The organism is Streptomyces sp. NPDC056503, assembly GCF_042794995.1.
Taxonomy (GTDB): Bacteria; Actinomycetota; Actinomycetes; order Streptomycetales; family Streptomycetaceae; genus Streptomyces.
Window position 1 is genome coordinate 1 of sequence record NZ_JBHTST010000135.1, and the last position, 23894, is coordinate 23894.

A 23894-nucleotide genomic window follows, 5' to 3' on the forward strand; every position below is an offset into this window, starting at 1 on the left:
GGCACCGACCCATCTGTATCAGAGACACCCGCTCGCCCCGCGCCTGACCGCCCCGCACCGCACCGCCCGCCCCGCGCCGCACCCGCCCGGCCCGGCCCGCGCCGCACCACCCGGCCCGCGCCGCACCGCCCGGCCCGCCCCGCCCCGTGCGGCCCGGCGTGCGCCCGCGCGGCGCAGGGCGGAGCATGAGACCGAGGAGGGAACGGCAGAAGGGGGCGTGAGCCAGGAGGGTGGCATGCCCGTCCCGGAGGTGCCCGTCCAGGACGACGTCGACGCGCTCGTCGTCCTGCGCGGGGTCGACAAGCACTTCGGTACCCTCCACGTCCTCCAGGCCATCGACCTCACCATCAGACGCGGCGAGGTCGTCGTCGTCATCGGCCCCTCCGGCTCGGGGAAGTCCACCCTCTGCCGCGCGATCAACCGCCTGGAGACCATCGACGGCGGCGAGATCCGCATCGACGGCAGGCCCCTGCCCGCCGAGGGCCGGGAACTCGCCCGGCTCCGCGCCGACGTCGGCATGGTCTTCCAGTCCTTCAACCTCTTCGCCCACAAGACCGTCCTGGACAACGTCACCCTGGGACAGATCAAGGTCCGCAAGAAGGACCGGAAGGCCGCGGAGGAGCGGGCCCGCTCGCTCCTCGACCGCGTCGGCGTCGCCGCCCAGGCCGACAAGTACCCGGCCCAGCTCTCGGGCGGCCAGCAGCAGCGGGTCGCCATCGCCCGGGCCCTCGCCATGGACCCGAAGGTGATGCTCTTCGACGAGCCGACCTCCGCCCTCGACCCCGAGATGATCAACGAGGTCCTGGAGGTCATGCAGCAGCTCGCGCACGACGGGATGACGATGGTCGTCGTCACCCACGAGATGGGCTTCGCCCGCTCCGCCGCCAACCGCGTCGTCTTCATGGCCGACGGGCGGATCGTCGAGGAGACCACCCCCGAGGAGTTCTTCGGCAACCCGCGCAGCGCCCGGGCCCGCGACTTCCTCTCCAAGATCCTCCACCACTGAACCCCACCGGGGTGATCACCATGAACCCGCTCAGGACCACCAGGACGACCCGGACCCTCGTGGCCTCCGCCACGGCCGTCGTCCTCGCCCTCGGCTCCGCCTCCCTCGCCCGGGGAGCCGTACCGGCGGACCACTCGGACGAGGACCAGATCACCATCGGCATCAAGTTCGACCAGCCCGGCATCGGCCTGAAGACCCCCGACGGCACCTACACCGGCTTCGACGTCGACGTGGCCACCTACATAGCGAAGCAACTCGGCCACGAACCCGACCAGATCGTCTGGAAGGAGGCGAAGAGCGCCGACCGCGAGACTATGCTCCAGCGCGGCGACGTCGACTTCATCGCCGCCTCGTACTCGATCAACGACGAGCGCGCCGAGAAGGTCGACTTCGCGGGCCCCTACCTCCTCGCCCACCAGGACGTGCTGATCCGCGCCGACGACGACTCCATCAAGCAGCCGTCCGACCTGAACGACAAGCGGCTCTGCTCCGTCACCGGCTCCACCTCCGCGCAGAACGTGAAGGACGAGATCGCCCCCGACGCCCAGCTCCAGGAGTACGGCGGCTACTCCGAGTGCCTGACCGGACTGGAGAACGGCGTCATCGACGCCCTCACCACCGACGACTCGATCCTCGCCGGATACGCCGCCCAGGACGAGTTCAAGGGCAAGTTCAAGCTCGGCGGCTTCGAGCTGAGCAACGAGAACTACGGCATCGGCGTCCAGAAGGGCAGCGAGCTCAAGGGCAAGATCAACACCGCCCTGGAGAAGATGGTCGACGACGGCTCCTGGGACGCCGCGGTCGAGAAGAACTTCGGCCCGGCGAACTACCAGAACGAACCGGCCCCGAAGATCGGCGTGATCGTCGAGTGAGCCGGCCGCCGTGTTCGACTTCCTCGAAGGCTACGACCTCCTGGGCGCCTTCTGGGTGACCGTCCAGCTCACCTTCTGGTCCGCCCTCGGTTCCCTGGTGTGGGGGACGCTGCTCGCCGCCATGCGCGTCGGCCCCGTCCCCCTCATGCGGGGCTTCGGCACCGCCTACGTCACCATCGTCCGCAACATCCCCCTCACCGTCATCATCGTCTTCACCTCCCTCGGCCTCTTCCAGACCCTCGGGGTCAGCCTCGGCGCCGACCGCTTCACCACCATCAACTTCCGGCTCGCGGTCCTCGGCCTCACCGCCTACACCAGCGCCTTCGTCTGCGAGGCGCTGCGCTCCGGCATCAACACCGTCCCCCTCGGCCAGGTCGAGGCCGCCCGCGCGATCGGCCTCAGCTTCCCCCAGACCCTCCGGATCATCGTGCTCCCGCAGGCCTTCCGCTCCGTCGTCGGCCCGCTCGCCAACGTCCTCATCGCCCTCACCAAGAACACCACCGTCGCCGCCGCCATCGGCGTCGCCGAAGCCGCCCTGCTCATGCGGGAGATGATCGAGAACGAGGCCCAGCTGATCCTCATCTCCGCGATCTTCGCCTTCGGCTTCATCTGCCTCACCCTGCCCACCGGCCTCCTCCTCGGCCGCCTCGCGAAGAAGGTGGCGGTCAAACGGTGAAGCGCACCGGCAAGGACCAGGCGGAGGGACCCACCGGCGAGGACCGGACGCGGACGCGCACCGGCAAGGGCCGTGCGGCGAGACGCGCCTCCACGGGCGAGTCCGCCACCGTCCTCTACGACGTCCCGGGCCCCCGCGCCCGCCGCCGCAACCTGCTCTGGACGCTGCTCTTCCTCGCCGCCCTCGCCGCCGTCGTCTGGTGGGTCATCGCCGGACTCGACGCCAAGAACCAGCTGGAGGCGGCCAAATGGGAGCCGTTCTTCACCGACGGGCGCGTCTGGGAGACGTACCTCCTGCCCGCCCTGAAGAACACCGTCATCGCCGCCGGTCTCGCCATGGTCCTCGCCCTGCCGCTCGGCGCCCTCCTCGGCATCGCCCGCCTCTCCGACCACCGCGCCGTCCGCGCCGTCGGCGGCACCGTCGTCGAGTTCTTCCGCGCGATCCCCGTCCTCATCCTGATGCTCTTCGCCAACGCCGCCTACGCCGAGTTCACCGACATCAGCCCCGAGACCCGCCCCCTGTACGCGGTCGTCACCGGCCTCGTCCTCTACAACGCCTCCGTCCTCGCCGAGGTCGTCCGCGCCGGCATCCTCGCCCTCCCCGCCGGCCAGACCGACGCCGCCAAGGCGATCGGCATGCGCAAGGGCCAGACCATGGCGTACGTCCTCCTGCCACAGTCCGTCACCGCCATGCTGCCCGCCCTCGTCAGCCAGCTCGTCGTCATCGTCAAGGACACCGCCCTCGGCGGCGCCATGCTCGGCTTCGCCGAACTCCTCGCCTCCGTCCGCCCCCTGAGCGCCAACTACGGCGCCAACACCATCGCCTGCTTCACCGTCGTCGCCGTCCTCTTCGTCCTCCTCAACGTCGCCCTCACCACCTTCGCCTCCTGGCTCGAACGCCGGCTCCGCCGCGGCAAACGCTCCACCGGCGCCGTCGTCACCGCCGAAGCCGTCGAGGACCTCGCCGCCCCGGGCCCCGGGGAACCCCCCAAGCGGTAGCTTCCGACAGGAGCTTTCGGGCCGGACATGAGGGACACTGCTCCCGTGCGTGGACATCTACCGGACGAGAACCCGGGTTTCACAGGCCGCCGCACGGAACTGACGCGCATCACCGCCGCGTTGGCGGAGCACCGCCTCGTCACCGTGACCGGCGTCGGCGGCGTCGGCAAGACCCGGCTCGCGCTGCGCGCCGCCCACCGGGCGCGCCACCGCCACCCCGACGGCGCCTGGTGGACCGACCTCGGACAGCTCGACGGCGAACGCCTCCTCGTCGCCCTCGTCGCCGACTCCGTCGACCTCGCCGACCACACCCCCGGAACCGACACCGGCGCCCTGCGCCGCCGGCTCGCCGAGACCCGGCTCCTCCTCGTCCTCGACTGCTGCGACCACCTCGCCGACGCCTGCGGCCGCCTCGTCGCCGAACTCCTCGACGCCGCCCCCGGCCTCACCGTCCTCGCCACCTCCCGCCGCCCCCTCGGCGTCCCCGGCGAGCACACCGTCCTCCTCGACCCGCTCCCGCCCGCCGGCGACGACGCCCTCGCCCTGCTGCGCACCGCCACCGGCGAGGACCTCCCCGCGGCGGGGCCCGCCGGCGAGATCTGCGTCCGCCTCGAAGGCATACCCCTCGCCCTGGAACTCGCCGCCGCCCAGATCCGGCTCCAGGGCGCCGAAGCCGTCCGCGACCAGCTCGGCAGCCGCCTCACCGCACCCCCCGAGGCCCGCTTCGACCTCCTCGCCCACCCCGACCGGGTCTGGCCCGCCCGCCACCAGACCCTCCGCGCCGCCATCGGCTGGAGCCACGAACTCGCCGACCCCCTCGAAAGGCTCCTCTGGGCCCGCCTCTCCGTCTTCCGCGGCCCCTTCGACCTCGCCACCGCCACCGCCGTCTGCACCGGCGGCCCCCTCACCCCCGACACCCTCCCCACCGCGCTCGACGGACTCGTCCGCGCCTCCGTCGTCCGCCCCGCCGACACCGCCGGGCGCCACCGCCTCCTCGACACCATCCGCGAGTACGGCGCCGGCTGGCTGGACCGGCTCGGCGAGACCGGCACCATCGCCGACCGGCACGCCGCCCACTTCCGCGCCCTCGCCGCGCGGGGCCGGGCCGCCTGGCACGGCCCCGGCCAGCTCCACTGGCACCACGCCGTCGACACCCACCACACCGACCTGCGCACGGCCCTCGACCGCCTGCTGCGCACCGACCCCGACGCCGCCCTCGACCTCGTCGGCTCCGTCGCCTTCGCCTGGTCCTGCCGCGGCCGCCTCCGCGAGGCCCGCGACGGCCTCGAACAGGCCCTCCTCCTCAGCGACGCCCGCGGCCGCGCCCGCACCCGCGCCCTGTGGGCCCTCGGCGTCACCCTCGTCCTCCAGGGCGACCTCGGCCCCGCCCAGGACGTCAGCGAACGCTGCGCCCGCGAGGCCCGCCACACCGAGCACCCGCCGGAACGCCCCTGGGCGCCCTCGGAGGCGTACGGGCCCGGCGAGCTCACCCTCGACGCCGCCGCCCTCGCCGGCCTCCTCGCCCTCACCACCGGCCGCGCCCGGGCCGCCCTCGTCGTCGTCGACCACGTCCTCGGCTCGGCGCGCGGCGGCACCGCCGGCTCGGCGGCCACCCTCCGCTGCCGGCTCGTCCGCGTCTTCGCCCTCACCGGCCTCGGCCTCCTCGCCGAGGCCCGCGCCGACGCCCTCGCCCTGCGCGCCCTCTGCGACACCCTCGACGAGCACTGGACCCGCACCGCCCTGGAGTACCAGCTCGCCCTCGCCGGCCTCCTGGAAGGCGACCCCGCCACCGCCGCCGACCACGCCCGCGCCATGCTCGCCGGCACCCGCGCCCTCGGCGCCGGCCTCGGCGTCGCCCTCGGCCTCGACGTCCTCGCCACCGCCCACGCCGCCGCGGGCGACGGCGAACGCGCCGCCGACGTCTCCGGCACCGGCGAGGCGTACTGGCGGGCCACCGGCCAGCCCCGCCGCGGCCTGCCCGGCCTGCGCGCCCTCCACGCCCACTACACCGCCGGGGTCCGCGCCGCCCTCGGCGAACCCGCGTACGAGGAGATCTTCCTCCGCGCCCTCACCGACCTCCCCCAGGCGGGCCTCGACCGGGCCCTCGGCACCGGCTGACCGCCCCACCGGGCGGCCCCCCGCCCACCGGAGCACCATGGGGAGCATGGACCGATCGCCCGGCGACCTGGCCGCCCTCAGCACATCGGCGCGGGTCGCGGAACCGGACGAGGGCCTCTCCCCGCAGGAACTGGCCCTCGCCACCCGCAACCACGGACTCCCGCTGGAAGCCCTGCGGTACGACCTCACCCCACCCGGGCTCCACTACGTCCTCGTCCACTACGACATCCCCGACACCGACCCCGACGACTGGCGGCTCACCGTCGGCGGCCGCGTGCTCCGCCCGCTCGACCTGGACCTCGACGCCCTCCGCGACCGCCCCACCGTCACCCGCCGCGTCACCCTGGAGTGCGCCGGAAACGGCCGCGCCCGGCTCAGCCCCCGTCCCGTCAGCCAGCCCTGGCTCGTCGAGGCCGTCGGCACCGCCGAGTGGACCGGCGTCCCCCTCGCCGCCCTCCTCGCCGAGGCCGGCGCCGCCGAGGACGCCGTCGAGGCCGTCTTCACCGGCGCCGACCACGGCGTGGAACGCGGCGTCGAGCAGGACTACCGCCGCTCCCTGCCCCTCGCCACCGCCGCCGCCCCCGACCGGGACGTCCTCGTCGCCCACACCATGAACGGCGCCCCGCTGCCGCCCCAGCACGGCAGCCCCCTCCGGCTCGTCGTCCCCGGCTGGTACGGCATGGCACACGTGAAGTGGCTGCGCGAGATCACCCTCGCCGCCACCCCGTACACCGGCTTCCAGCAGAGCGCCGCCTACCGCCTCCGCCAGGAGCCCGGCGAGGCCGGCGACCCCGTCACCCTCATCGAACCCCGCGCCCTCATGGCCCCGCCCGGCTTCCCCGACTTCATGTCCCGGACCCGCGTCGTCCGCCCCGGCCCCGTCCCGCTCGCCGGGCGCGCGTGGTCGGGCCACGGCCCCGTCGTCCGCGTCCAAGTGAGCGAGGACGGCGGCGCCGCCTGGACCGACGCCGAGGTCGTCCGCGACCCCGCCCATCCCTGGGCCTGGGCCGCCTGGCGCACCACCTGGAACGCCACCCCCGGCCTGCGCCACCTCACCGTCCGCGCCACCGACGCCACCGGCCGCGTCCAGCCCCTCGCCGCGCCCTGGAACCGCGGCGGCTTCGCCAACAACCTCGTCCAGCGCGTCGAGGTGCTCTGCACCCCGGGGCCGGAGCGCGGGGCGCCGGGTAATACCCCGTAAAGTCGGATCCGTCGCCCGTACCCGTTCCGACGAGGAGTCTTCCGTGACCGACCCGGCGCCCATCGCCCGCCAGCAGCAGATCGCCCGGGAGCTCCAGGTTCCCGAGGTCTTCGACCCGGCCGCCGAGATCGAGCGCCGGGTGGCCTTCCTCGCCGAGCGCCTCACCACCACCGGGCTGCGCGCCCTCGTCCTCGGCATCAGCGGCGGCGTCGACTCCACCACCGCCGGCCGGCTCTGCCAGCTCGCCGTCGAGCGCGCCCGCGCCGCCGGCCACGAGGCCGTCTTCTATGCCATGCGCCTGCCGTACGGCGTCCAGGCCGACGAGGGGGACGCGCAGATCGCGCTCGACTTCATCCGCGCCGACCAGGTCCTCACCGTCGACGTGAAGGCGGCCAGCGACGCCGCCCTCGACGCCTGCCTCGCCGGCGGCCTGACCTTCCGCGACGCCCACCACCAGGACTTCGTGCACGGCAACATCAAGGCCCGCCAGCGCATGATCGCCCAGTACGCGGTCGCCGGCGCCCGGGACGGCCTGGTCGTCGGCACCGACCACGCCGCCGAGGCCGTCTCCGGCTTCTTCACCAAGTTCGGCGACGGCGCCGCCGACCTCGTCCCGCTCACCGGCCTCACCAAGCGCCGCGTCCGCGCCGTCGCCGCCGAGCTCGACGCCCCCTCCTCCCTGGTCTGGAAGGTCCCGACCGCCGACCTGGAGACCCTCGACCCGGGCAAGCCCGACGAGGACGCCCTCGGCGTCACCTACGACGACATCGACGACTTCCTGGAGGGCAAGCCGGTCTCCGAGGCCGCCCACGCGTCGATCGTCGGCCGCTACGAACTCACCGAGCACAAGCGGCAGCTGCCGATCGCGCCCTGAGCGCCCCCGGCGCCCCGAGCGCACCTCGCCGAACAGGCGGATCCTGGAAGGGTGAGCCCCGCCGACCGGGGCCCGGAAGGGAGCACGCCATGTTCGGCGAGACGACGGCGTACAGCAGCTTCTCGGTGGACGACCTGGACGCCGCCCGGCGGTTCTACGGCGACCGGCTCGGTCTGACCGTGGAGGAGACCGGGACCGGGGACATGCGGATGCTGTTCCTGACCCTGCCGGGCGGGGCCCGGGTCTTCGTCTATCCCAAGGAGAACCACGCCCCCGCCTCCTTCACCGTCCTCAACTTCGAGGTCGACGACATCGACCGGGCCGTCGACGACCTGGTCGCCCGGGGCGCCACCTTCGAGCGCTACCCCGAGTTCGAGGCCGACGAGAAGGGCGTCATGAGGGGCGACGGCCAGGACGGCCCGGCGGCCATCGCCTGGTTCACCGACCCGGCCGGAAACGTCATCGCGGTGATGCAGGCCTCGTGACGCCCCTGCACGCCGGTTCGTGATCCACTGTGGGTGAGCACGGAGCAGGAACAGCACCAGCAGGAGCACCGTTGACCACCTACCGCCAGCCCGGCGTCGTCGTCACCGACCACCACTTCCCCGTCCCCCTCGACCACGGCCGCCCCGACGGCGAGCAGATCGAGGTGTACGGCCGCGAGCTCGTCGCCTCCGGCCTCGGCGAGCGGGACCGCGAGCGGCTGCCCTGGCTGGTCTACCTGGAGGGCGGCCCCGGGTTCGGCGCCCGCCGCTTCATCGGCCGGCAGGCGTGGATCGGCCGGGCCGTCCGCGAGTTCCGGGTCCTCCTGCTCGACCAGCGCGGCACCGGCCGCTCCACCCCGGCCAACCGCCAGACCCTGCCGCTGCGCGGCGACGCCGCCGCCCAGGCCGACTACCTCGCGCACTTCCGTGCCGACTCCATCGTCAGGGACTGCGAGCTGATCCGCCGACGGCTCACCGCCGGCGCCCCCTGGACGGTCCTCGGACAGAGCTTCGGCGGCTTCTGCGCCGTCCACTACCTCTCCACCGCCCCGGAGGGCCTGGAGCGGGTCCTGATCACCGGCGGCCTGCCGTCCCTCGACGCCACCGCCGACGAGGTCTACGCGGCCGCCTACCCGCGCGTCCGCCGCAAGAACGAGGCCCACTTCGCCCGCTACCCGCGCGACGCCGAACGCGTCCGCGCCGTCGCCGCCCACCTCCTGGAGCGCGAGGTCACCCTCCCCGGCGGCGGCCTCCTCACCGTCGAGGCCTTCCAGTCCCTCGGCATCCTCCTCGGCTCCGGCGACGGCACCCACCAGCTCCACCACCTCCTGGAGGGCGCCTTCGTGCCGACCCCCACCGGACCGGCCCTCGCCGACGCCTTCCTGGAGCAGGTCCAGGCCCACCTCTCGTACGCCGGCCACCCGCTCTACGCCGTCCTCCACGAGGCCATCTACGCCCAGGGCCGGGGCCCCACCGGCTGGGCCGCCGAGCGGGTCCGCGCGGAGTTCCCCGAGTTCGACGCCGTCGGCGCGCTCGCCTCCGGCGCGCCCGTCCTCCTCACCGGCGAGACCGTCCACCCCTGGCACTTCACCACCGACCCCGCCCTCCGCCCGCTGCGCGAGACCGCCGAACTCCTCGCCCGCCGGGACGACTGGACCCCGCTGTACGACCCCGAGCGCCTCGCCGCCAACCGCGTCCCGGTGGCCGCCGCCGTCTACCACGACGACATGTACGTCGACACCGCCCACTCCCTGGAGACCGCCGGGGCGATCCGGGGGCTGCGGCCCTGGGTCACCGACGAGTTCGAGCACGACGGCGTCCGCGCCGGCGGCCCGCGCGTCCTCGACCGCCTCCTCGCCCTCTCCCACGACGAACTCTGACGCCCGGCCCGGCCGCGCCGGGGCCGGCGCGCGCGAAAGTCCAAGCGCCGGACCCCGATCGCACATGGTCCCGGCCCGTCACGGGCCGCTACAACTCGGTCCATGAACGCACACGTCACCGCCGAGATAGCCGGCCAGCCCGACTGCTGGCGCCGCGCCGCCGCACTCGCCGGCCCGCTCGCCGACCGGCTGCCCGGCCCCGGCGAGCGGGTCGCCGTCGTCGGCTGCGGCACCTCGTACCTGATCGCCCGCGCCTACGCGGCCCTCCGGGAGTCCCTCGGCGCGGGCGAGACCGACGCCTTCCCCGCCTCCGAGCGGACCCCGCTCGGCCGGGGCTACGACCGGATCGTGGCCCTGACCCGCTCCGGTACGACCACCGAGGTCGTCGACCTCCTCGCCGGCGCGGCCAGCCGGCTGCCCACCCTCGTCCTCACCGGCGTCCCGGACAGTCCCGCCGGCCGGCTCGCGGACCGGGTCGTGGACCTCTCCTTCGCCGACGAACGGTCCGTCGTCCAGACCCGGTTCGCCACGACGGCCCTCCAACTGCTGCGCGCCGGGCTCGGCGTGGACCTCGGGCCCTCCGTCGCCGACGCCGAACTGGCCCTCTACGAACCCCTGCCCCCGCACTGGGAGAGGCACGTCCAGTTCACCTTCCTCGGTACCGGCTGGACCGTGGGCCTCGCCGACGAGGCGGCCCTCAAGCTCCGTGAAGTCGCCCGTGTCTGGACGGAGTCGTACCCGGCGATGGAGTACCGGCACGGCCCGATCAGCATCAGCGACCGGACCAGCCTCGTCTGGTGCCTCGGCCCCGCCCCGGCCGGTCTGCGCGAGGAAGTGGAGTCCACCGGCGCCCTGTTCACCGCGGACGCCGTCGACCCGGTCGCCGCCCTGGTCCGCGCCCAGCGCCTCGCCGTCGCCCTCGCCGCCCGGCGCGGTCTCAACCCCGACCGCCCCCGCCACGTCTCCCGCTCCGTCATCCTCGCCGGAGCGTTCCGCCCGACCGCGGCCGACGCGGCCCGTATCCTGCGGGCATGATCGACACCGAAGCCGCCGACCTGCCGGAGCTGCCGGGCGACTGGCAGCGCGCCCTCGCCGTCGTCGCCCACCCCGACGACCTGGAATACGGCTGCGCGGCGGCCGTCGCGAGCTGGACCGACGCCGGCAAGGAGGTCGTCTACCTGCTGGTCAGCAGGGGCGAGGCCGGCATCGACACGCTCGCCCCGGACGTGTGCGGCCCGCTGCGCGAGGAGGAGCAGCGGGCGAGCGCCGCCGTCGTCGGGGTGGGCACCGTCGAGTTCCTCGACCACCGCGACGGCGTCATCGAGTACGGCACCGCGCTGCGCCGCGACATCGCCGCCGCGATCCGCCGCCACCGCCCCGACCTCGTCGTCACCCTCAACCACCGAGACGGCTGGGGCGACGGTCCCGGCGCGCCCCGGAACACCCCCGACCACGTGGCCGTCGGCCGCGCCACCCTGGACGCGGCGTCGGACGCGGGCAACCGCTGGATCTTCCCCGAACTGGCCGAGCGGGGACTGGAGCCCTGGGACGGCGTCCGCCGGGTCGCCGTCGCCGCCTCCAGCACCCCGACCCACGCCGTCGACGCCACCCCCGGCCTGGAGCGGGCGATCGAGTCCCTGCTCTGCCACCGCGCCTACATCGAGGCCCTGACGGACCGGCGACCGGAGGAGTACGTCCGCGAGTTCGTCACCGCCACCACGTCCCGCTCCGCCGCCCGCTTCGCCGGCCGCCCGGCCGTGACCTTCGAGGTCTTCCCCCGCTAGGCCGCGTCCTCGGACGGCGCGGGCTCGCGTCCCGGGCCGTGAGGGCGCGTCAGCCCGTCGGCGCCGGCCTCAGGACGGCGAACTCGGCCCCGGAGGGGTCGGCGAACCAGGCGAGCCGGCCGACGTCGGGGACGTCCGTCGGCGCGACCAGCGCCGTGCCGCCCGAGCCGGTCACCGCGTCCGCGATCGCGTCGACGTCCTCGACGGCGAAGTACGGGATCCAGCGGGTCCGTTCGCCGGAGTCCCCGAGTTCGGCCGCGCCGCCGAAGGAGGCGTCCTCCTGGTCGCCCTCGGCGGTGGAGATCACCCGGTACGTCATGCCGGGCGCCTCCATCTCCGCCCAGCGCCACTCGAAGAGCGAGCGGTAGAAGTCGAGCGCGGCCTCCGGGTCGGGGGTGTGCAGCTCCACCCAGACGAGGGTGTTCCGGGAGGAGGCGCGGTCCAGGCCCCGCACCGACCCCGCCTGCCAGACCGCGAACTCGGCCCCGGCCGGGTCGGTGAGCGCGGCCATCCGCCCCGCGTCCATCACGTCCATGGCGCGGAGGCGGACCCGGCCTCCCTCGGCGGCCGCCACCATCTGGGTCGTGTCCGCGTCCGAGGTCTGGAAGTAGACCGTCCAGGCGCTGCGGGCCCCCTCCTCCGTGAGCGGACCGAGCGCGGCGACGGTGGCGCCGTCCTGCCGGAAGAAGCCGTACCCGCGCCCCTCCGGGCCCGCCGAGTGGTACTCCCAGCCGAGCACGGCCGTGTAGAACGCCGCCGCGGCGTCGGTGTCCGGACTGCCGAGGTCGATCCAGCAGGGGGATCCGTGGGTGTACCGGGTGTCGAGCATGGAGGGGTGCCGTCCTTCCGTCGTCCTGCGTCCGGGCCGGTTTCCGGCCACCATGGCCGATCCTCGGGGCTCCGTCCGGGCGACGCGACCGCTGCCGGAACGGTTCATCCGACCGGCGCACCGGTCATCCGGCGAGCCCGTCCGCCTTCGCCGCCAGGTCGCCCATGAGGAGCTCGGCGTTGATCACCGTGCCGGCCCGGTAGCCGCCGCTCGCCGCGTTGACCACCTGCTCGGTCGGGCCCGTCACGTTCCCCGCCGCCCACACGCCCGGGACGCTCGTCCGGCCGGTCTCGTCCACCTTGACGAAGAAGCCGAAGGGCGTCTCGTACCGCTCCGCGCCGAGCTGCCCGAGCACCCCGTCACGGGCGGTGAGCCGGGTCGCCGCCGCGAAGACCACCTCGCAGCCGACGGTCCGGCCGTCGGCGAGGCGCACCCCGGTCAGCCGGTCGTCCTCCACCGCGATCCCCGCGACCGCGCCCGGCACGGTCCTGACCCCCGCCGCCGCGAGCAGCCGGCCGTCCTCCTCCGTGAGCTCCGCGCCGTTCGGGAAGAGGGTCACGTCGGAGGACCAGTGCGAGACCATCAGCGCCTGGTGGGCGGGCATGGTCGGGTGGGCGATGACCCCGAAGGGCCGGTCGCGGACCTCCCAGCCGTGGCAGTACGGGCAGTGCAGCACGTCCCGGCCCCACCGCCCCGCCAGCCCGTCGATCTCCGGCAGCTCGTCCACGAGACCGGTCGCGACGACCAGTCGCCGCGCCGAGAGCGCGGTGCCGTCCGCGAGCGTCAGGACGAAGCCGTCCCCGTCCGGGACCGCGCCGGTCACCTCGCCGGGCCGGACCTCGACCCCGTACGCCAGGAGTTCACGGCGGCCGGCCGCGAGGAACTCCGCCGGGCTCATCCCGTCCCGCGACAGATAGCCCTGCATGTGCCCGCTGGGAGCGTTGCGCGGCTCGCCGGCGTCGACGACCAGGGTGCGGCGCCGGGACCGGCCGAGGATCAGCGCGGCGCTCAGTCCGGCCGCCCCGCCGCCGACCACCACGACCTCGTAGCTGTTCTCTTCCATGCGGTCCTCCCTGCGTGCGTTCATGCCGCGAGCCTCACCCGGGACCGGCACCGGCGGCAAGGAAACTTGCCGTTCCTGCAACACTGGAGGCATGACCGAAGACGACCGCATCGACGCCGTCCTGACCGAGGTCGGCCCCCGGCTGCGCCGGGTCCGCCGCGACCGCGGTGTGACCCTGGCCGACCTCTCCGCCGCCACCGGCATCTCCGTCTCCACCCTCTCCCGCCTGGAGTCCGGACAGCGCAAGCCGAGCCTCGAACTGCTCCTGCCGCTCGCCCGCGCCCACCAGGTCCCGCTGGACGAGCTGGTCGGCGCCCCACCGGTGGGCGACCCCCGGGTGCGGGCCCGCCCGATCGTCCGGCACGGCCGCACCATGTACCCGCTCACCCGCCAGCCCGGCGGCCTCCAGGCGTACAAGGTGATCCAGGAGAAGGCGGTCGAGGAGCCGGAGCCGCGGGTCCACGAGGGGTACGAATGGCTGTACGTGCTCTCCGGGCGGCTCCGGCTCGTCCTGGGGGAGCACGACGTGGTGCTGACCGCCGGCGAGGCCGCCGAGTTCGACACCCGCGTGCCGCACTGGTTCGGCCCGACCGCGGACGGGCCGGTGGAGTTCCTCAGCCTGTATGGACCGCAGGGCGAGCGGATGCACGTACGGGCGCGGCCCAAGAAGTCCGGCTGAGTGGTTCCATCAAGGGCAAGCGACCGCTTAGTATGCGGCCGACCGCTCGGTACGGACGGAGGCTCGACGGATGCAGGCATGGCGAGTGCACGAGAACGGCGAACCCGGCGCGGTGATGCGCCGAGAGGAGGTGGACACCCCCGAACCCGGCCCCGGCCAGGTCCTCCTCAGAGTCCGCGCCGCCAACGTCAACTTCCCCGACGCGCTGCTCTGCCGCGGCCACTACCAGGTCCGCCCCCCGCTGCCCTTCACCCCCGGCGTCGAGCTCTGCGGCGAGACCCGGGACGGCCGCCGGGTCATCGCCACCGCGGCCCTCCCGCACGGCGGCTTCGCCGACCACGCCCTCGCGGACGCCGCCACCCTCCTCCCGGCACCCGACGCCCTCGACGACGCCGAGGCCGCCGCCCTCCACATCGGCTACCAGACCGGCTGGTTCGGCCTCCACCGCCGCGCCGCCCTCAAGGCGGGCGAGACCCTCCTCGTGCACGCCGCGGCCGGCGGCGTCGGCAGCGCCGCCGTCCAGCTCGGCAAGGCCGCCGGCGCCACCGTCATCGGCGTGGTCGGCGGCCCCGCCAAGGCCGCCGTCGCCCGCGCCCTCGGCTGCGACGTCGTGATCGACCGCCGCTCCGCGGACGTCGGCGCCGCCGTCAAGGCCGCCACCGGCGGCCGCGGCGCCGACGTGATCTACGACCCGGTCGGCGGAGACGCCTACCAGCAGTCCGCCAAGTGCGTCGCCTTCGAGGGCCGGATCGTCGTCGTCGGCTTCGCCAGCGGCACCATCCCCGCCCCCGCCCTCAACCACGCCCTGGTGAAGAACTACTCGATCCTGGGCCTCCACTGGGGCCTGTACGCCCGGCTCGACCCGACCGCCGTGCTCCAGTGCCACGACACCCTCACCGCCCTCGCCGCCCAGCGCGTCGTCAAGCCGCTCGTCGCCGAACGCGTCCCCTTCGCCGACGCCGCCGACGCCGTCCAGCGCGTCGCCGACGGCGCCACCACCGGCCGCCTGGTCGTCCTCCCGGAAGGAGCCCGCGCATGACCGACGCCGCAGAACTCCAGGCGCGCACCCGGGCGTTGCTCACCGAGCACCCGCCCGCCGAAACCGACCGGCTCGACTTCCTCCGGGCTCGCTTCGACGCCGGCCTCGCCTGGGTCCACTACCCGGCCGGCCTCGGCGGACTCGACGCCCCCCGCGCCCTCCAGACCGTCGTCGACGCCGAACTCGCCGCCGCCGGCGCCCCCGACAACGACCCCCGCCGCATCGGCATCGGCCTCGGCATGGCCGCCCCCACCCTCCTCGCGTACGGCTCCGACGCGGTCAGGTCCCGCTTCCTCCGGTCGCTCTGGACCGGCGAAGAGGTCTGGTGCCAGCTCTTCAGCGAGCCCGGCGCCGGCTCCGACCTCGCCGCCCTCGGCACCCGCGCGGTCAAGGACGGAGACGAGTGGGTGGTGGACGGCCAGAAGGTGTGGACCTCCAGCGCCCACACCGCCCGCTGGGCCATCCTCATCGCCCGCACCGACCCCGACCTGCCCAAGCACCGGGGCATCACCTACTTCGTCTGCGACATGACCGACCCCGGCGTCGAGGTCAGGCCGCTGCGCCAGATCACCGGCGAGGCCGAGTTCAACGAGGTCTTCCTCACCGGCGTCCGCATCCCCGACGCCCACCGCCTCGGCGAGGTCGGCGACGGCTGGCGCGTCGCCCAGACCACCCTCATGAACGAGCGGGTCTCCATCGGCGGCGCCCGCATCCCCCGCGAGGGCGGCATGATCGGCAAGGCCGCCGCCGTCTGGCGCGACCGCCCCGAGCTGCGCACCCACGCCCTGCACCGCCGGCTCCTCGACCTCTGGGTGGACGCCGAGGTGGCCCGCCTCACCGGCGAGCGGCTGCGCCAGGGGCTCGCCGCCGGCCAGCCCGGCCCCGAGGGCAGCGCCATGAAGCTCGCCTTCGCCCGCCTCAACCAGGCCATCAGCGGCCTGGAGGTCGAACTCCTCGCCGACGACGGCCTGGTGTACGACGACTGGACCATGCGCCGGCCCGAACTCGTCGACTTCACCGGACGCGAGGCCGGCTACCGCTATCTGCGTTCCAAGGGCAACTCGATCGAGGGCGGCACCAGCGAGGTGCTGCTCAACATCGTCGCCGAGCGGGTCCTCGGACTCCCGCCGGAGCCCCGCAACGACAAGGACGTCCCCTGGAAGGACCTCGCCCGATGAGCCACGAGCCGGACCTCCTCTACTCCGACACCGAGGACGCGCTGCGGGACGCCGTCCGCTCCCTGCTCACCGACCGCGCCGGCCACCAGGCCGTGCTCGACCGCGCCGAGACCGGCGACCCGTACCCCACCGGCCTCTGGCCCGCGCTCGCCTCGGGCATCGGCGCCGCCGGCCTCCTCGTCCCCGAGAAGCTCGGCGGCCAGGGCGCGAGCCACCGCGAGGCCGCGGTGGTCCTGGAGGAGCTCGGCCGGGCGGTCACCCCGGCCCCGTACCTCACCGGCGCGGTCGTCGCGACCGAGACCCTCCTCGCCCTCGGCGCGACGGACGGACCCGCCGCCACCCTCCTCGCCGAACTGGCGGCGGGGGAGCGGACCGCCGTCCTGACCGTCCCCTTCACCACCGCCCCGCAGACCGCCTTCACGGCCACCGGCCCCGTCCGGGCCGTCGCCGACGCCCCCGCCGCCGACGTCTTCCTCGTGCCCCGCCCCGACGGCCTGTACGCCGTACCCGCCGCCGCCGCGACCGTCACCCCGCTCACCCCGCTCGACCTCACCCGCCCCCTCGCCACCGTCGACACCACCGGTGCCGCCGGCACCCTCCTGGCCGGACCCGCGGAGGCGGCGGCGGCCGTGCGGCGCGGACTCCTCGCCGGGGCCGGACTCCTCGCCTCCGAACAGCTCGGCCTCGCCGAGTGGTGCCTGGAGGAGACCGTCCGCCACACCAGGGAGCGGTACCAGTTCAACCGGCCGGTCGGCTCCTTCCAGGCGCTCAAGCACCGTATGGCCCACCTCTGGCTGGACCTGGTCGGAGCCCGGGCGGCGGCCCGCGCCGCCGCCGACGCCCTCGCCGCCGACGCGCCCGACACCGAACTGACGGTGGCCGTGGCCCAGGCCTACTGCTCCGGGGTCGCCGTCCGCGCCGCCGAGGAGTGCGTCCAGCTGCACGGCGGGATCGGCATGACCTGGGAGCACCCGGCCCACCTGGCGCTCAAGCGCGCCAAGGCCGACCAGCTCGCCCTGGGCTCGGCCGGCCACCACCAGGACGTCATCGCCACCCTGGCGGACCTCCCGGCCCCGGCCTGACCCGACGCGGTGGGACGGCCGGCGGCCGGAAGGCCCGGCCGTCTCACCCTCCCGCGGTCACCCCGCGGCGCGCGTAACAGAACAGGTGCTCCTCGGGTTCGCCACCCGCCACCTCGGGCCGGAAGACCGACAGCTCGTGATGGAGCACCTCAAGGCCGCACTCCTCCCGCAGCACCCCCAGGTACGCCTCGGCCGAGAAGCTGGAGACCCGCGCCCGGCGCCCCATCCAGGTGATCTCCAGACCCTCGACGTCGGCCGGAACCGTCGCCGACACCAGCAGACCGCCGGGCGCCAGCCAGGACGCCATCCGCCGCAGCGCGCCGACCTGCTCCTCCCGCTCCATCATCAGCAGCGGGAAGAAGGCGCAGACCGCGTCGTAGCCACCCTCCGGAGGGGTGTGCTCGCGCAGGTCCCCCTGCTCGAACCGCGCCCCGGGCACCCGCGCCCTGGCCAGCTCCACCATCGTCCCGGAGACGTCGACCCCGGTCACCTCGTGGCCCGCGTCGACGAGCATCGCGGCCACCGGCCGCCCCGTACCGCTCCCCGCGTCCAGGACCCGGGAGCCGGGGGAGAGCCGCCCGGTCAGCCAGTCGACCGCCGCCAGCTGCGCCGGCAGCCGGCCGAAGGCCCGCTCGTAGTCGAGCCCCACCCCGTCGAAGAGCTCGGCGGCCCCCTGGACCGCGGGGCCCCGCTCCTCGTGCGTCTCGCTCATCGTCACTCCCGGTGTCGTGGTCGTCCGGGGCGGACTACCCACCGGGAGCCCCCGCGCACCCATGCTGTTTAATTGCGAATCGTTCGCAACAACAGTTGATCTTCAAAAAGGGGTGTGGACCCGATGGCCGCCCGAACCGTCCGCCGCGCGACCGCCGCGCTGATCACGGGGGCACTCGCCCTCGCGACCGCGGCCTGCACGAACCCCGGCGCCGACACCGCCGGCACCGGCGGACCCAAGGACTCCGCCGTCGTCGGCATCGCCTACGAGCCCGACACCCTCAGCCCCCTCCTCGGCTACGGCAAGGACGGCAACTCCAAGATCTTCGACGGCCTCCTCGCCTTCGACGCCGACATGAAGCTCAAGCCGGCGCTCGCCCGCGAGCTCCCCGAGGTCGGCGACGACGGACTCACGTACACCTACCGCCTCCGCTCCGGCGTCACCTTCAGCGACGGCGAGCCCTTCACGGCCGAGGACGTCGTCTTCACCTACCGGACGATCCTCGACCCGAAGACCAACAACCCCTCCCGCACCGAACTCGACGCCCTGAAGAGCGTCGAGGCCCGCGGCGAGTCCACCGTGGTCTTCCACCTCAAGTACCCCTACGCGCCCTTCGCCGAGCGCACCGTCCACGCCATCGCCCCCGAACACGTCGCCGCGAAGCAGGACGTCAACACCGGCGCCTTCACCACCCGACCCATAGGCACCGGCCCCTACGTCCTCACCGACTGGTCCAAGGGCGAGAAGCTCACCTTCAAGGCCAACCCGACGTACTGGAACGGCGCCCCCGCGGTGAAGAAGTTCACCATGGCGATCATCAAGGACGACGACGTCCGCGCCACCCGCCTGCGCGCCGGCGACCTCGACGGCGCCATCCTCCCGCCCAACCTCGCCGCCGGCTTCGGCCGCGACAAGGCCAGGAAGACCCACACCGCCAAGACCTACGACTACCGCACGGTCACCCTCCCCACCCACCACCCCGTCACCGGCGACACCGCCGTCCGCCGCGCCCTCGACATCGCCGTCGACCGCCGGACCATGGTCGACAAGATCCTCGAAGGCGCCGGAAAGCCCGCCTACGGCCCCGTCCCCACCGACAGCCCCTGGTTCGCCCAGGGCACCGAGCGCCGCCACGACCTCGCCGGCGCCCGGAAGATCCTCGACGAGGCCGGCTGGAAGCCCGGCGCCGACGGCGTCCGCGCCAGGAACGGCGTCCGCGCCTCCTTCCCCCTCTGGTACCTCTCCGGCGACAAACTCCGCCAGGACCACGCCCTCGCCTACGCCTCCGACGCCCGCAAGGCCGGCATCGAGATCAAGACCCAGGCCGGCACCTGGGAGGTCATCGAACCCCGCATGAAGACCGACGCCGTCCTCGCCGGAGGCGGCTCACCCGGCGACCCCGACTTCGACCAGTACCTCCTCCTGAAGTCCACCCTCGCCGGCGACGGCTTCAACAACATGGCCTGGTACGACGACGAGACCGTCGACCGCGCCCTCGACGAGGGCCGCCGCACGAACGACCCCGCGAAGCGCAAGGCCGCGTACGACACCGTCCAACGCGAACTCGTCAAGAACCCCGGCTACACCTTCCTCACCCACATCGACCACCTCTACGTCGTGAACGACTCCTGGACCGGCCTGAGCACCCAGACCGAACCCCACGACCACGGCCTCGCCGCCGGTCCCTGGTGGAACGTCGAGTCCTGGAAGCCGAAGAACACCGGAGACACGAAGAAGTGAGCCGCCGCCTCCCCTGGGGGGCCATGGCCCGGATGACGGGACGGCGCGCCCTCGCCGCCGTCCCCGTCCTCCTCGGCGTCACCCTCGCCGTCTTCGCGGTCGCCGAAGCCTCCCCCTTCGACCCGGTCAAGGCCTACGCCGGCACCGCCGGCCTCACCGCCTCACAGGAGACCCTCGACCAGCTCCGCCACAACCTCGGCGTCGACCAGCCCCTCCTCACCCGCTGGTGGGAGTGGCTCACCTCCGCCGTCACCGGCGACCTCGGCGACTCCGCGGTCATGCGCCGCCCCGTCACCGACGTCATCACCGAACGCCTCGGCTGGTCCGTCCTCCTGGCCGCCACCGCCTTCGCCGTGGCCATCGCCCTCGGCACCCTCCTCGGCGTCCTCGCCGGCCGCCGCCGAGGCGGCCTCCTCGACCGGACCGTCAGCGCCCTCGCCTACACCCTGGAAGCCGCCCCCGCCTTCTGGCTCGGCCTCCTCGCCATCTGGTTCTTCGCCCTCCAGCTCGGCGTCCTGCCCGCCGGCGGCCTCACCGACACCGCCAGCGACACCGTCACCCCCGACCAGGTCGCCCGCCACCTCGTCCTCCCCGCCCTCGTCCTCGGCCTCACCCAGCTCCCCTGGTTCTTCCTCTACGTCCGCCAGGGCGTGGGCGACGCCCTCGACGAGGACCCCGTACGCGGCGCCCGCGCCCGCGGCCTCGCCGAACGCACCGTCCTCACCGGCCACGCCCTGCGCTCCGGCATGCTCCCGATGCTCACCCTCATCGGCTCCCGCGTCCCCGAGATCATCACCGGAGCCCTCCTCGTGGAGACCGTCTTCAGCTGGCCCGGCATCGCCGCCGCCACGGTCCAGGCCGCCACCGCCGTCGACTTCCCGCTGCTCGCCGCGCTCACCGTGCTCGCCACCGCGGCCGTCCTCCTCGGCAACCTCCTCTCCGACCTCCTCTACGGCCTCGCCGACCCCAGGGTGGGCTTCGATGGCTGACCCCCGCACCCACCGCCTCCGCCTCTGGACCTCCGCGACCGTCATCGGAGCCCTCGCCCTCGCCGTCCTCCTCGTCCCCCCGCTCGTCCACCTCGACGAACAGGCCGTCGACCTCTCCCGGAAGCTCCTCCCACCCTCCTGGGACCACCCCTTCGGCACCGACGACGTCGGCCGCGACCTCCTCCTCCGCTGCGTCTACGGCCTGCGGATCTCCCTCCTCGTCGGCCTCGTCGCCGCCCTCGTCGCCACCGTCCTCGGCACCGCCGTCGGCGCCGCCGCCGGCGCCCTCGGCGGCTGGACCGACCGCACCCTCATGCGCCTCGTCGACGCCTTCTCCTCCGTGCCCCACCTGCTCCTCGGCATCTTCGTCGTCGCCCTCTTCCGCCCCGGCGTCTGGCCCGTCATCGCCTCCGTCGCGGTCACCCACTGGCTCTCCACCGCCCGCATCGTCCGCTCCGAAGTCCTCTCCCAGCGCACCCGCCCCCACATCGACGCGGCCGTCTCGGGCGGCGCCACCCGCCGCCGCGTCGCCACCCGCCACCTGCTCCCCGCGGTCCTCCCGCAGGCCGGCCTCGCCGCCGTCCTGATGGTCCCGCACGCCATGTGGCACGAATCCGCCCTCTCCTTCCTCGGCCTCGGCCTCCCCAGCCACCAGGCCAGCCTCGGCAACCTCGTCCAGTCGGCCCGCTCCTCCCTCCTCGCCGGCGCCTGGTGGCCCACCCTCTTCCCCGGCCTCTTCCTGATCCTCCCCACCCTCGCCCTGGCGGGCCTCGCCTCCGCCTGGCGCGACCGCCTCAACCCCCGCCGCCGATCGGAGCTGATGCTGTGAACGCCCGCGTCGCCCGCGCCCTGGACGCCGTCACCGCCGAGCGGGCCGAGGACGCCCTGCTCAGCGTCCGCGGCCTCACCGTCCGGTTCCGCCTCCACGGCGGGCGGACGGTCGCCGCCGTCACCGACGCCGACCTCGACCTGGCACCGGGGGAGTGCCTCGCCCTCGTCGGAGAGTCCGGGTGCGGGAAGTCGGTGCTCGCCTCGGCACTCCTCGGACTGCTCCCGGGAAACGCCGAGACCAGCGGTACCGCCCTGATCGCCGGCACCGACCTGCTCACCGCGGGCGAGAAGACCCTCGCCCGATCCGTACGCGGCCGGCGCGTCGGGCTCGTCCCGCAGAGCCCCGCCGCCCACCTCACCCCGGTCCGCACCGTACGGGCGCACCTGGAGGAGACCGTCCGGGCCCTCACCGACACCCCGCGCTCCGGACGCCGCAAGGCCGCCGAGGCCGCGGCCGAGCGCGCGGCCTTCCCCGCCACCCACCTCGACTCCCACCCCCACGAACTCTCCGGCGGACTCGCCCAGCGCGCCGCCACCGCCCTCGCCCTCATCGGCGACGCCCCCCTCCTCCTCGCCGACGAGCCCACCACCGGCCTCGACCGCGACCTCGTCGAGCACACCGCCGACGCACTGCGCCGCCACGCCGACGACGGCCGCGGACTGCTCCTCATCACCCACGACCTGACCGCCGCCGCCCGCATCGCCGACCGGGTCGCCGTCATGTACGCCGGACGGATCGTCGAGACGGCCCCCGCCCACCGCTTCTTCGGCACCACCGGCCCCACCCACCCCTACGCCCGAGGCCTCCTCGACGCCCTCCCCGAGCGCGCCTTCACCCCCATCCCCGGCATGCCACCGGAACTCTCCGACCTCCCCGACGGCTGCGCCTTCGCCCCGCGCTGCCCCCGCGCCACCGACCTCTGCGCCACCGCCCCGGCCCTCCGCGCCGGCGTCGCCTGCCACCACCCGGAGCGCCCCCGTGCTTGAACTCGACTCCGTCACCGCCGGCTACCACCCCCGCACCCCGGTCTTCCGAGGCGCCTCCCTCACCATCGCCCCCGGCGAGTCCGTAGGCCTCCTCGGCCCCAGCGGCTGCGGCAAGTCCACCCTCGCCCGCGTAGCGGCCCTCCTCCACCGCCCCGACGCCGGCCGCCTCGTCCTCGACGGCACCGAGATCACCGCCTGGCGCCACCGCGCCCCGCGCGAGCACCGCACCGCCGTCGGCGTCGTCTTCCAGCAGCCCCGCACCGCCGCCGACCCCCGGCTCACCCTCGCCGACCTCATCGCCGAACCCCTGCGCGCCACCGGCCGCAAGGCCGAGGCGGCCGCCCGCGTCGCCGAGCTGGCCCCCGCCGTCGGCCTCACCCCCGAACTCCTGACCCGCCGCCCCCACGCGGTCAGCGACGGCCAGCTCCAGCGCGCGTGCCTCGCCCGAGCGCTCACCCTCAGGCCCCGCTGGCTGGTCTGCGACGAGATGACCGCCATGCTCGACGCCTCCACCACGGCCGCCCTCGTCGCCGCCGTGGAGACCTACCGCGCGCAGACCGGAGCCGGCCTCCTCGCCGTCGGCCACGACCGCGTCCTCCTGAACCGCTGGTGCGACCGGACGGTGGAGTGGAACGACTGCCTGCCGCCCGAACAGCCTTCCGGCACCTGATCCACTCGGAAGTCACCCGGATGGCCGCCCTGCCGTTCCCCCGGACGGATCGCCCATTCCGTCACACTGTCCGCCGAACGCCGCAATTCCGGTGCGGCAGAAGAAGGACGTGAGACCGATGGCCGTTTCCGTTTCCGTCGTGGTGCTGCTCCTCGTACTGACCGTGATCTTCCTGCGCAGCGGGGGCCTCAAGCTCACCCACGCCGTCGTCTGCGCCCTCCTCGGCTTCTTCCTCGCCGGCACGAGCATGGCCCCCACCATCCAGAACGGCGTGGCCGCCACGGCCGAGGTCGTCTCCAGCCTCCGCCCCTGACCCGCCACCCGAAGCGATAGGGGGTTGACACGGGCTCCTCAGGTCAGTAATGTCTTCCGAGCTGTCCGACGTGAGCACCGGCCCTGGTCGGCCCCGGACGGTCATTCCGCAAGATCCACTGAGCCTGATGATCGCGATTTCGTCGCGTGTCGTCGCGCTTTCCGTGCTTCGCGAAATGAGGAATCCCCCGATTAGCGTCGGGAGCAGGGAATCCGTTAATGTCTCACTCGTCGGAACGGCCCGAACGGCCGCGAAGACGAATTCCCTCCGACTGGGAATCAGGCGCCGAAAGGCTCTGATAGAGTCGGAAACGCCGGAAGGGCCCGGAGCGAAAGCGAAAGGGACCGGAAAGCACCGAGGAAATCGGATCGGAAAGATCTGATAGAGTC

24 protein-coding genes are annotated in these 23894 nt (G+C 74.2%); 21 read left to right on the plus strand and 3 right to left on the minus strand.

Annotation, left to right across the window (positions count from 1 at the left end; genetic code table 11):
- Window positions 1-235 precede the first annotated feature (235 nt).
- From ACFQ8C_RS30040 to ACFQ8C_RS30090, 11 genes are all read left to right on the plus strand, one after another.
- Window positions 236-1006, plus strand: coding sequence for an amino acid ABC transporter ATP-binding protein (locus tag ACFQ8C_RS30040; RefSeq protein WP_383463389.1), 771 nt, complete (start codon window positions 236-238; stop codon window positions 1004-1006).
- A 20-nt stretch (window positions 1007-1026) separates the two neighbouring features.
- Window positions 1027-1878: a glutamate ABC transporter substrate-binding protein gene (locus tag ACFQ8C_RS30045; RefSeq protein WP_383463392.1), complete on the plus strand. Its 852-nt coding sequence runs from the start codon at window positions 1027-1029 to the stop codon at window positions 1876-1878.
- Window positions 1879-1888: 10 nt separating this feature from the next.
- Window positions 1889-2554 (plus strand): amino acid ABC transporter permease, encoded by a 666-nt coding sequence (locus tag ACFQ8C_RS30050; protein ID WP_383463395.1) that lies wholly within the window; start codon window positions 1889-1891, stop codon window positions 2552-2554.
- 152 nt (window positions 2555-2706) lie between these two features.
- The gene (locus ACFQ8C_RS30055; RefSeq protein ID WP_383463455.1) at window positions 2707-3552 is read left to right on the plus strand and encodes an amino acid ABC transporter permease; all 846 of its coding nucleotides are present in this window, start codon (window positions 2707-2709) and stop codon (window positions 3550-3552) included.
- 27 nt (window positions 3553-3579) lie between these two features.
- Window positions 3580-5670, plus strand: coding sequence for an ATP-binding protein (locus ACFQ8C_RS30060; protein ID WP_383463398.1), 2091 nt, complete (start codon window positions 3580-3582; stop codon window positions 5668-5670).
- Between the two features lie 46 nt (window positions 5671-5716).
- Window positions 5717-6871, plus strand: coding sequence for a molybdopterin-dependent oxidoreductase (locus ACFQ8C_RS30065; protein WP_383463401.1), 1155 nt, complete (start codon window positions 5717-5719; stop codon window positions 6869-6871).
- 43 nt (window positions 6872-6914) lie between these two features.
- Window positions 6915-7745 (plus strand): ammonia-dependent NAD(+) synthetase, encoded by an 831-nt coding sequence (gene nadE, locus ACFQ8C_RS30070; protein ID WP_383463404.1) that lies wholly within the window; start codon window positions 6915-6917, stop codon window positions 7743-7745.
- Window positions 7746-7834: 89 nt separating this feature from the next.
- Window positions 7835-8230 (plus strand): VOC family protein, encoded by a 396-nt coding sequence (locus tag ACFQ8C_RS30075; protein ID WP_383463407.1) that lies wholly within the window; start codon window positions 7835-7837, stop codon window positions 8228-8230.
- A gap of 71 nt (window positions 8231-8301) precedes the next feature.
- On the plus strand, window positions 8302-9609 hold the full coding sequence (locus ACFQ8C_RS30080; protein WP_383463409.1) for an alpha/beta fold hydrolase: 1308 nt from the start codon (window positions 8302-8304) through the stop codon (window positions 9607-9609).
- A 102-nt stretch (window positions 9610-9711) separates the two neighbouring features.
- Entirely contained in the window at window positions 9712-10644 is a 933-nt protein-coding gene (locus ACFQ8C_RS30085; RefSeq protein WP_383463412.1) for an SIS domain-containing protein, read from the plus strand.
- Entirely contained in the window at window positions 10641-11393 is a 753-nt protein-coding gene (locus tag ACFQ8C_RS30090) for a PIG-L deacetylase family protein (protein WP_383463416.1), read from the plus strand. Before ACFQ8C_RS30085 ends, ACFQ8C_RS30090 begins: the two co-directional genes overlap by 4 nt.
- Before the next feature lie 49 nt (window positions 11394-11442).
- Here the strand turns inward: ACFQ8C_RS30090 and ACFQ8C_RS30095 are convergent, their stop codons facing one another.
- Entirely contained in the window at window positions 11443-12222 is a 780-nt protein-coding gene (locus ACFQ8C_RS30095) for a VOC family protein (protein ID WP_383463419.1), read from the minus strand.
- A gap of 124 nt (window positions 12223-12346) precedes the next feature.
- Window positions 12347-13309 carry an NAD(P)/FAD-dependent oxidoreductase gene (locus ACFQ8C_RS30100; RefSeq protein WP_383463421.1) on the minus strand — a complete coding sequence of 321 codons (963 nt, stop codon included), beginning with the start codon at window positions 13307-13309 and terminating at the stop codon, window positions 12347-12349.
- A 67-nt stretch (window positions 13310-13376) separates the two neighbouring features.
- Between ACFQ8C_RS30100 and ACFQ8C_RS30105 the strand changes: the two genes are divergently transcribed.
- The 4 genes from ACFQ8C_RS30105 to ACFQ8C_RS30120 all read left to right on the plus strand — a co-directional run bounded on the left by ACFQ8C_RS30105 (window position 13377) and on the right by ACFQ8C_RS30120 (window position 17263).
- A complete protein-coding gene (locus ACFQ8C_RS30105) occupies window positions 13377-13964 on the plus strand; it encodes a helix-turn-helix domain-containing protein (protein WP_383463424.1) in 588 nt (195 codons plus the stop codon).
- Window positions 13965-14034: 70 nt separating this feature from the next.
- Window positions 14035-15003, plus strand: coding sequence for an NADPH:quinone oxidoreductase family protein (locus ACFQ8C_RS30110; RefSeq protein WP_383463427.1), 969 nt, complete (start codon window positions 14035-14037; stop codon window positions 15001-15003).
- On the plus strand, window positions 15000-16181 hold the full coding sequence (locus ACFQ8C_RS30115) for an acyl-CoA dehydrogenase family protein (RefSeq protein ID WP_383463430.1): 1182 nt from the start codon (window positions 15000-15002) through the stop codon (window positions 16179-16181). The genes ACFQ8C_RS30110 and ACFQ8C_RS30115 overlap by 4 nt, the downstream gene beginning before the upstream one ends.
- Window positions 16178-17263 (plus strand): acyl-CoA dehydrogenase family protein, encoded by a 1086-nt coding sequence (locus ACFQ8C_RS30120; protein ID WP_383463432.1) that lies wholly within the window; start codon window positions 16178-16180, stop codon window positions 17261-17263. Before ACFQ8C_RS30115 ends, ACFQ8C_RS30120 begins: the two co-directional genes overlap by 4 nt.
- Before the next feature lie 43 nt (window positions 17264-17306).
- On the opposite strand, the gene ACFQ8C_RS30125 is transcribed toward ACFQ8C_RS30120, so the two are convergent.
- Window positions 17307-17975, minus strand: coding sequence for a class I SAM-dependent methyltransferase (locus ACFQ8C_RS30125; protein WP_383463435.1), 669 nt, complete (start codon window positions 17973-17975; stop codon window positions 17307-17309).
- A 123-nt stretch (window positions 17976-18098) separates the two neighbouring features.
- Between ACFQ8C_RS30125 and ACFQ8C_RS30130 the strand changes: the two genes are divergently transcribed.
- The 6 genes from ACFQ8C_RS30130 (at window position 18099) to ACFQ8C_RS30155 (ending at window position 23505) form a co-directional block, all read left to right on the plus strand.
- On the plus strand, window positions 18099-19715 hold the full coding sequence (locus tag ACFQ8C_RS30130) for an ABC transporter substrate-binding protein (protein ID WP_383463438.1): 1617 nt from the start codon (window positions 18099-18101) through the stop codon (window positions 19713-19715).
- Window positions 19712-20704 carry an ABC transporter permease gene (locus tag ACFQ8C_RS30135; protein ID WP_383463440.1) on the plus strand — a complete coding sequence of 331 codons (993 nt, stop codon included), beginning with the start codon at window positions 19712-19714 and terminating at the stop codon, window positions 20702-20704. The genes ACFQ8C_RS30130 and ACFQ8C_RS30135 overlap by 4 nt, the downstream gene beginning before the upstream one ends.
- Complete coding sequence (locus ACFQ8C_RS30140; protein ID WP_383463443.1) at window positions 20697-21533, plus strand: ABC transporter permease; 837 nt, start codon at window positions 20697-20699, stop codon at window positions 21531-21533. The genes ACFQ8C_RS30135 and ACFQ8C_RS30140 overlap by 8 nt, the downstream gene beginning before the upstream one ends.
- Entirely contained in the window at window positions 21530-22522 is a 993-nt protein-coding gene (locus ACFQ8C_RS30145) for an ABC transporter ATP-binding protein (RefSeq protein WP_383463447.1), read from the plus strand. Before ACFQ8C_RS30140 ends, ACFQ8C_RS30145 begins: the two co-directional genes overlap by 4 nt.
- Window positions 22515-23192 (plus strand): ABC transporter ATP-binding protein, encoded by a 678-nt coding sequence (locus ACFQ8C_RS30150; protein WP_383463449.1) that lies wholly within the window; start codon window positions 22515-22517, stop codon window positions 23190-23192. The genes ACFQ8C_RS30145 and ACFQ8C_RS30150 overlap by 8 nt, the downstream gene beginning before the upstream one ends.
- A gap of 118 nt (window positions 23193-23310) precedes the next feature.
- Window positions 23311-23505, plus strand: coding sequence for a hypothetical protein (locus ACFQ8C_RS30155; RefSeq protein ID WP_383463452.1), 195 nt, complete (start codon window positions 23311-23313; stop codon window positions 23503-23505).
- Window positions 23506-23894: the final 389 nt, after the last annotated feature.

Bases quoted from the DNA above. Each gene is read 5' to 3' on its own strand.
- ACFQ8C_RS30040 (WP_383463389.1), top strand. From the start codon at position 236: ATGCCCGTCCCGGAGGTGCCCGTCCAGGACGACGTCGACGCGCTCGTC.
- ACFQ8C_RS30045 (WP_383463392.1), top strand. From the start codon at position 1,027: ATGAACCCGCTCAGGACCACCAGGACGACCCGGACCCTCGTGGCCTCC.
- ACFQ8C_RS30060 (WP_383463398.1), top strand. From the start codon at position 3,580: ATGAGGGACACTGCTCCCGTGCGTGGACATCTACCGGACGAGAACCCG.
- ACFQ8C_RS30065 (WP_383463401.1), top strand. From the start codon at position 5,717: ATGGACCGATCGCCCGGCGACCTGGCCGCCCTCAGCACATCGGCGCGG.
- ACFQ8C_RS30075 (WP_383463407.1), top strand. From the start codon at position 7,835: ATGTTCGGCGAGACGACGGCGTACAGCAGCTTCTCGGTGGACGACCTG.
- ACFQ8C_RS30085 (WP_383463412.1), top strand. From the start codon at position 9,712: ATGAACGCACACGTCACCGCCGAGATAGCCGGCCAGCCCGACTGCTGG.
- ACFQ8C_RS30090 (WP_383463416.1), top strand. From the start codon at position 10,641: ATGATCGACACCGAAGCCGCCGACCTGCCGGAGCTGCCGGGCGACTGG.
- ACFQ8C_RS30095 (WP_383463419.1), bottom strand. From the start codon at position 12,222: ATGCTCGACACCCGGTACACCCACGGATCCCCCTGCTGGATCGACCTC.
- ACFQ8C_RS30100 (WP_383463421.1), bottom strand. From the start codon at position 13,309: ATGAACGCACGCAGGGAGGACCGCATGGAAGAGAACAGCTACGAGGTC.
- ACFQ8C_RS30105 (WP_383463424.1), top strand. From the start codon at position 13,377: ATGACCGAAGACGACCGCATCGACGCCGTCCTGACCGAGGTCGGCCCC.
- ACFQ8C_RS30110 (WP_383463427.1), top strand. From the start codon at position 14,035: ATGCAGGCATGGCGAGTGCACGAGAACGGCGAACCCGGCGCGGTGATG.
- ACFQ8C_RS30115 (WP_383463430.1), top strand. From the start codon at position 15,000: ATGACCGACGCCGCAGAACTCCAGGCGCGCACCCGGGCGTTGCTCACC.
- ACFQ8C_RS30120 (WP_383463432.1), top strand. From the start codon at position 16,178: ATGAGCCACGAGCCGGACCTCCTCTACTCCGACACCGAGGACGCGCTG.
- ACFQ8C_RS30125 (WP_383463435.1), bottom strand. From the start codon at position 17,975: ATGAGCGAGACGCACGAGGAGCGGGGCCCCGCGGTCCAGGGGGCCGCC.
- ACFQ8C_RS30130 (WP_383463438.1), top strand. From the start codon at position 18,099: ATGGCCGCCCGAACCGTCCGCCGCGCGACCGCCGCGCTGATCACGGGG.
- ACFQ8C_RS30140 (WP_383463443.1), top strand. From the start codon at position 20,697: ATGGCTGACCCCCGCACCCACCGCCTCCGCCTCTGGACCTCCGCGACC.
- ACFQ8C_RS30155 (WP_383463452.1), top strand. From the start codon at position 23,311: ATGGCCGTTTCCGTTTCCGTCGTGGTGCTGCTCCTCGTACTGACCGTG.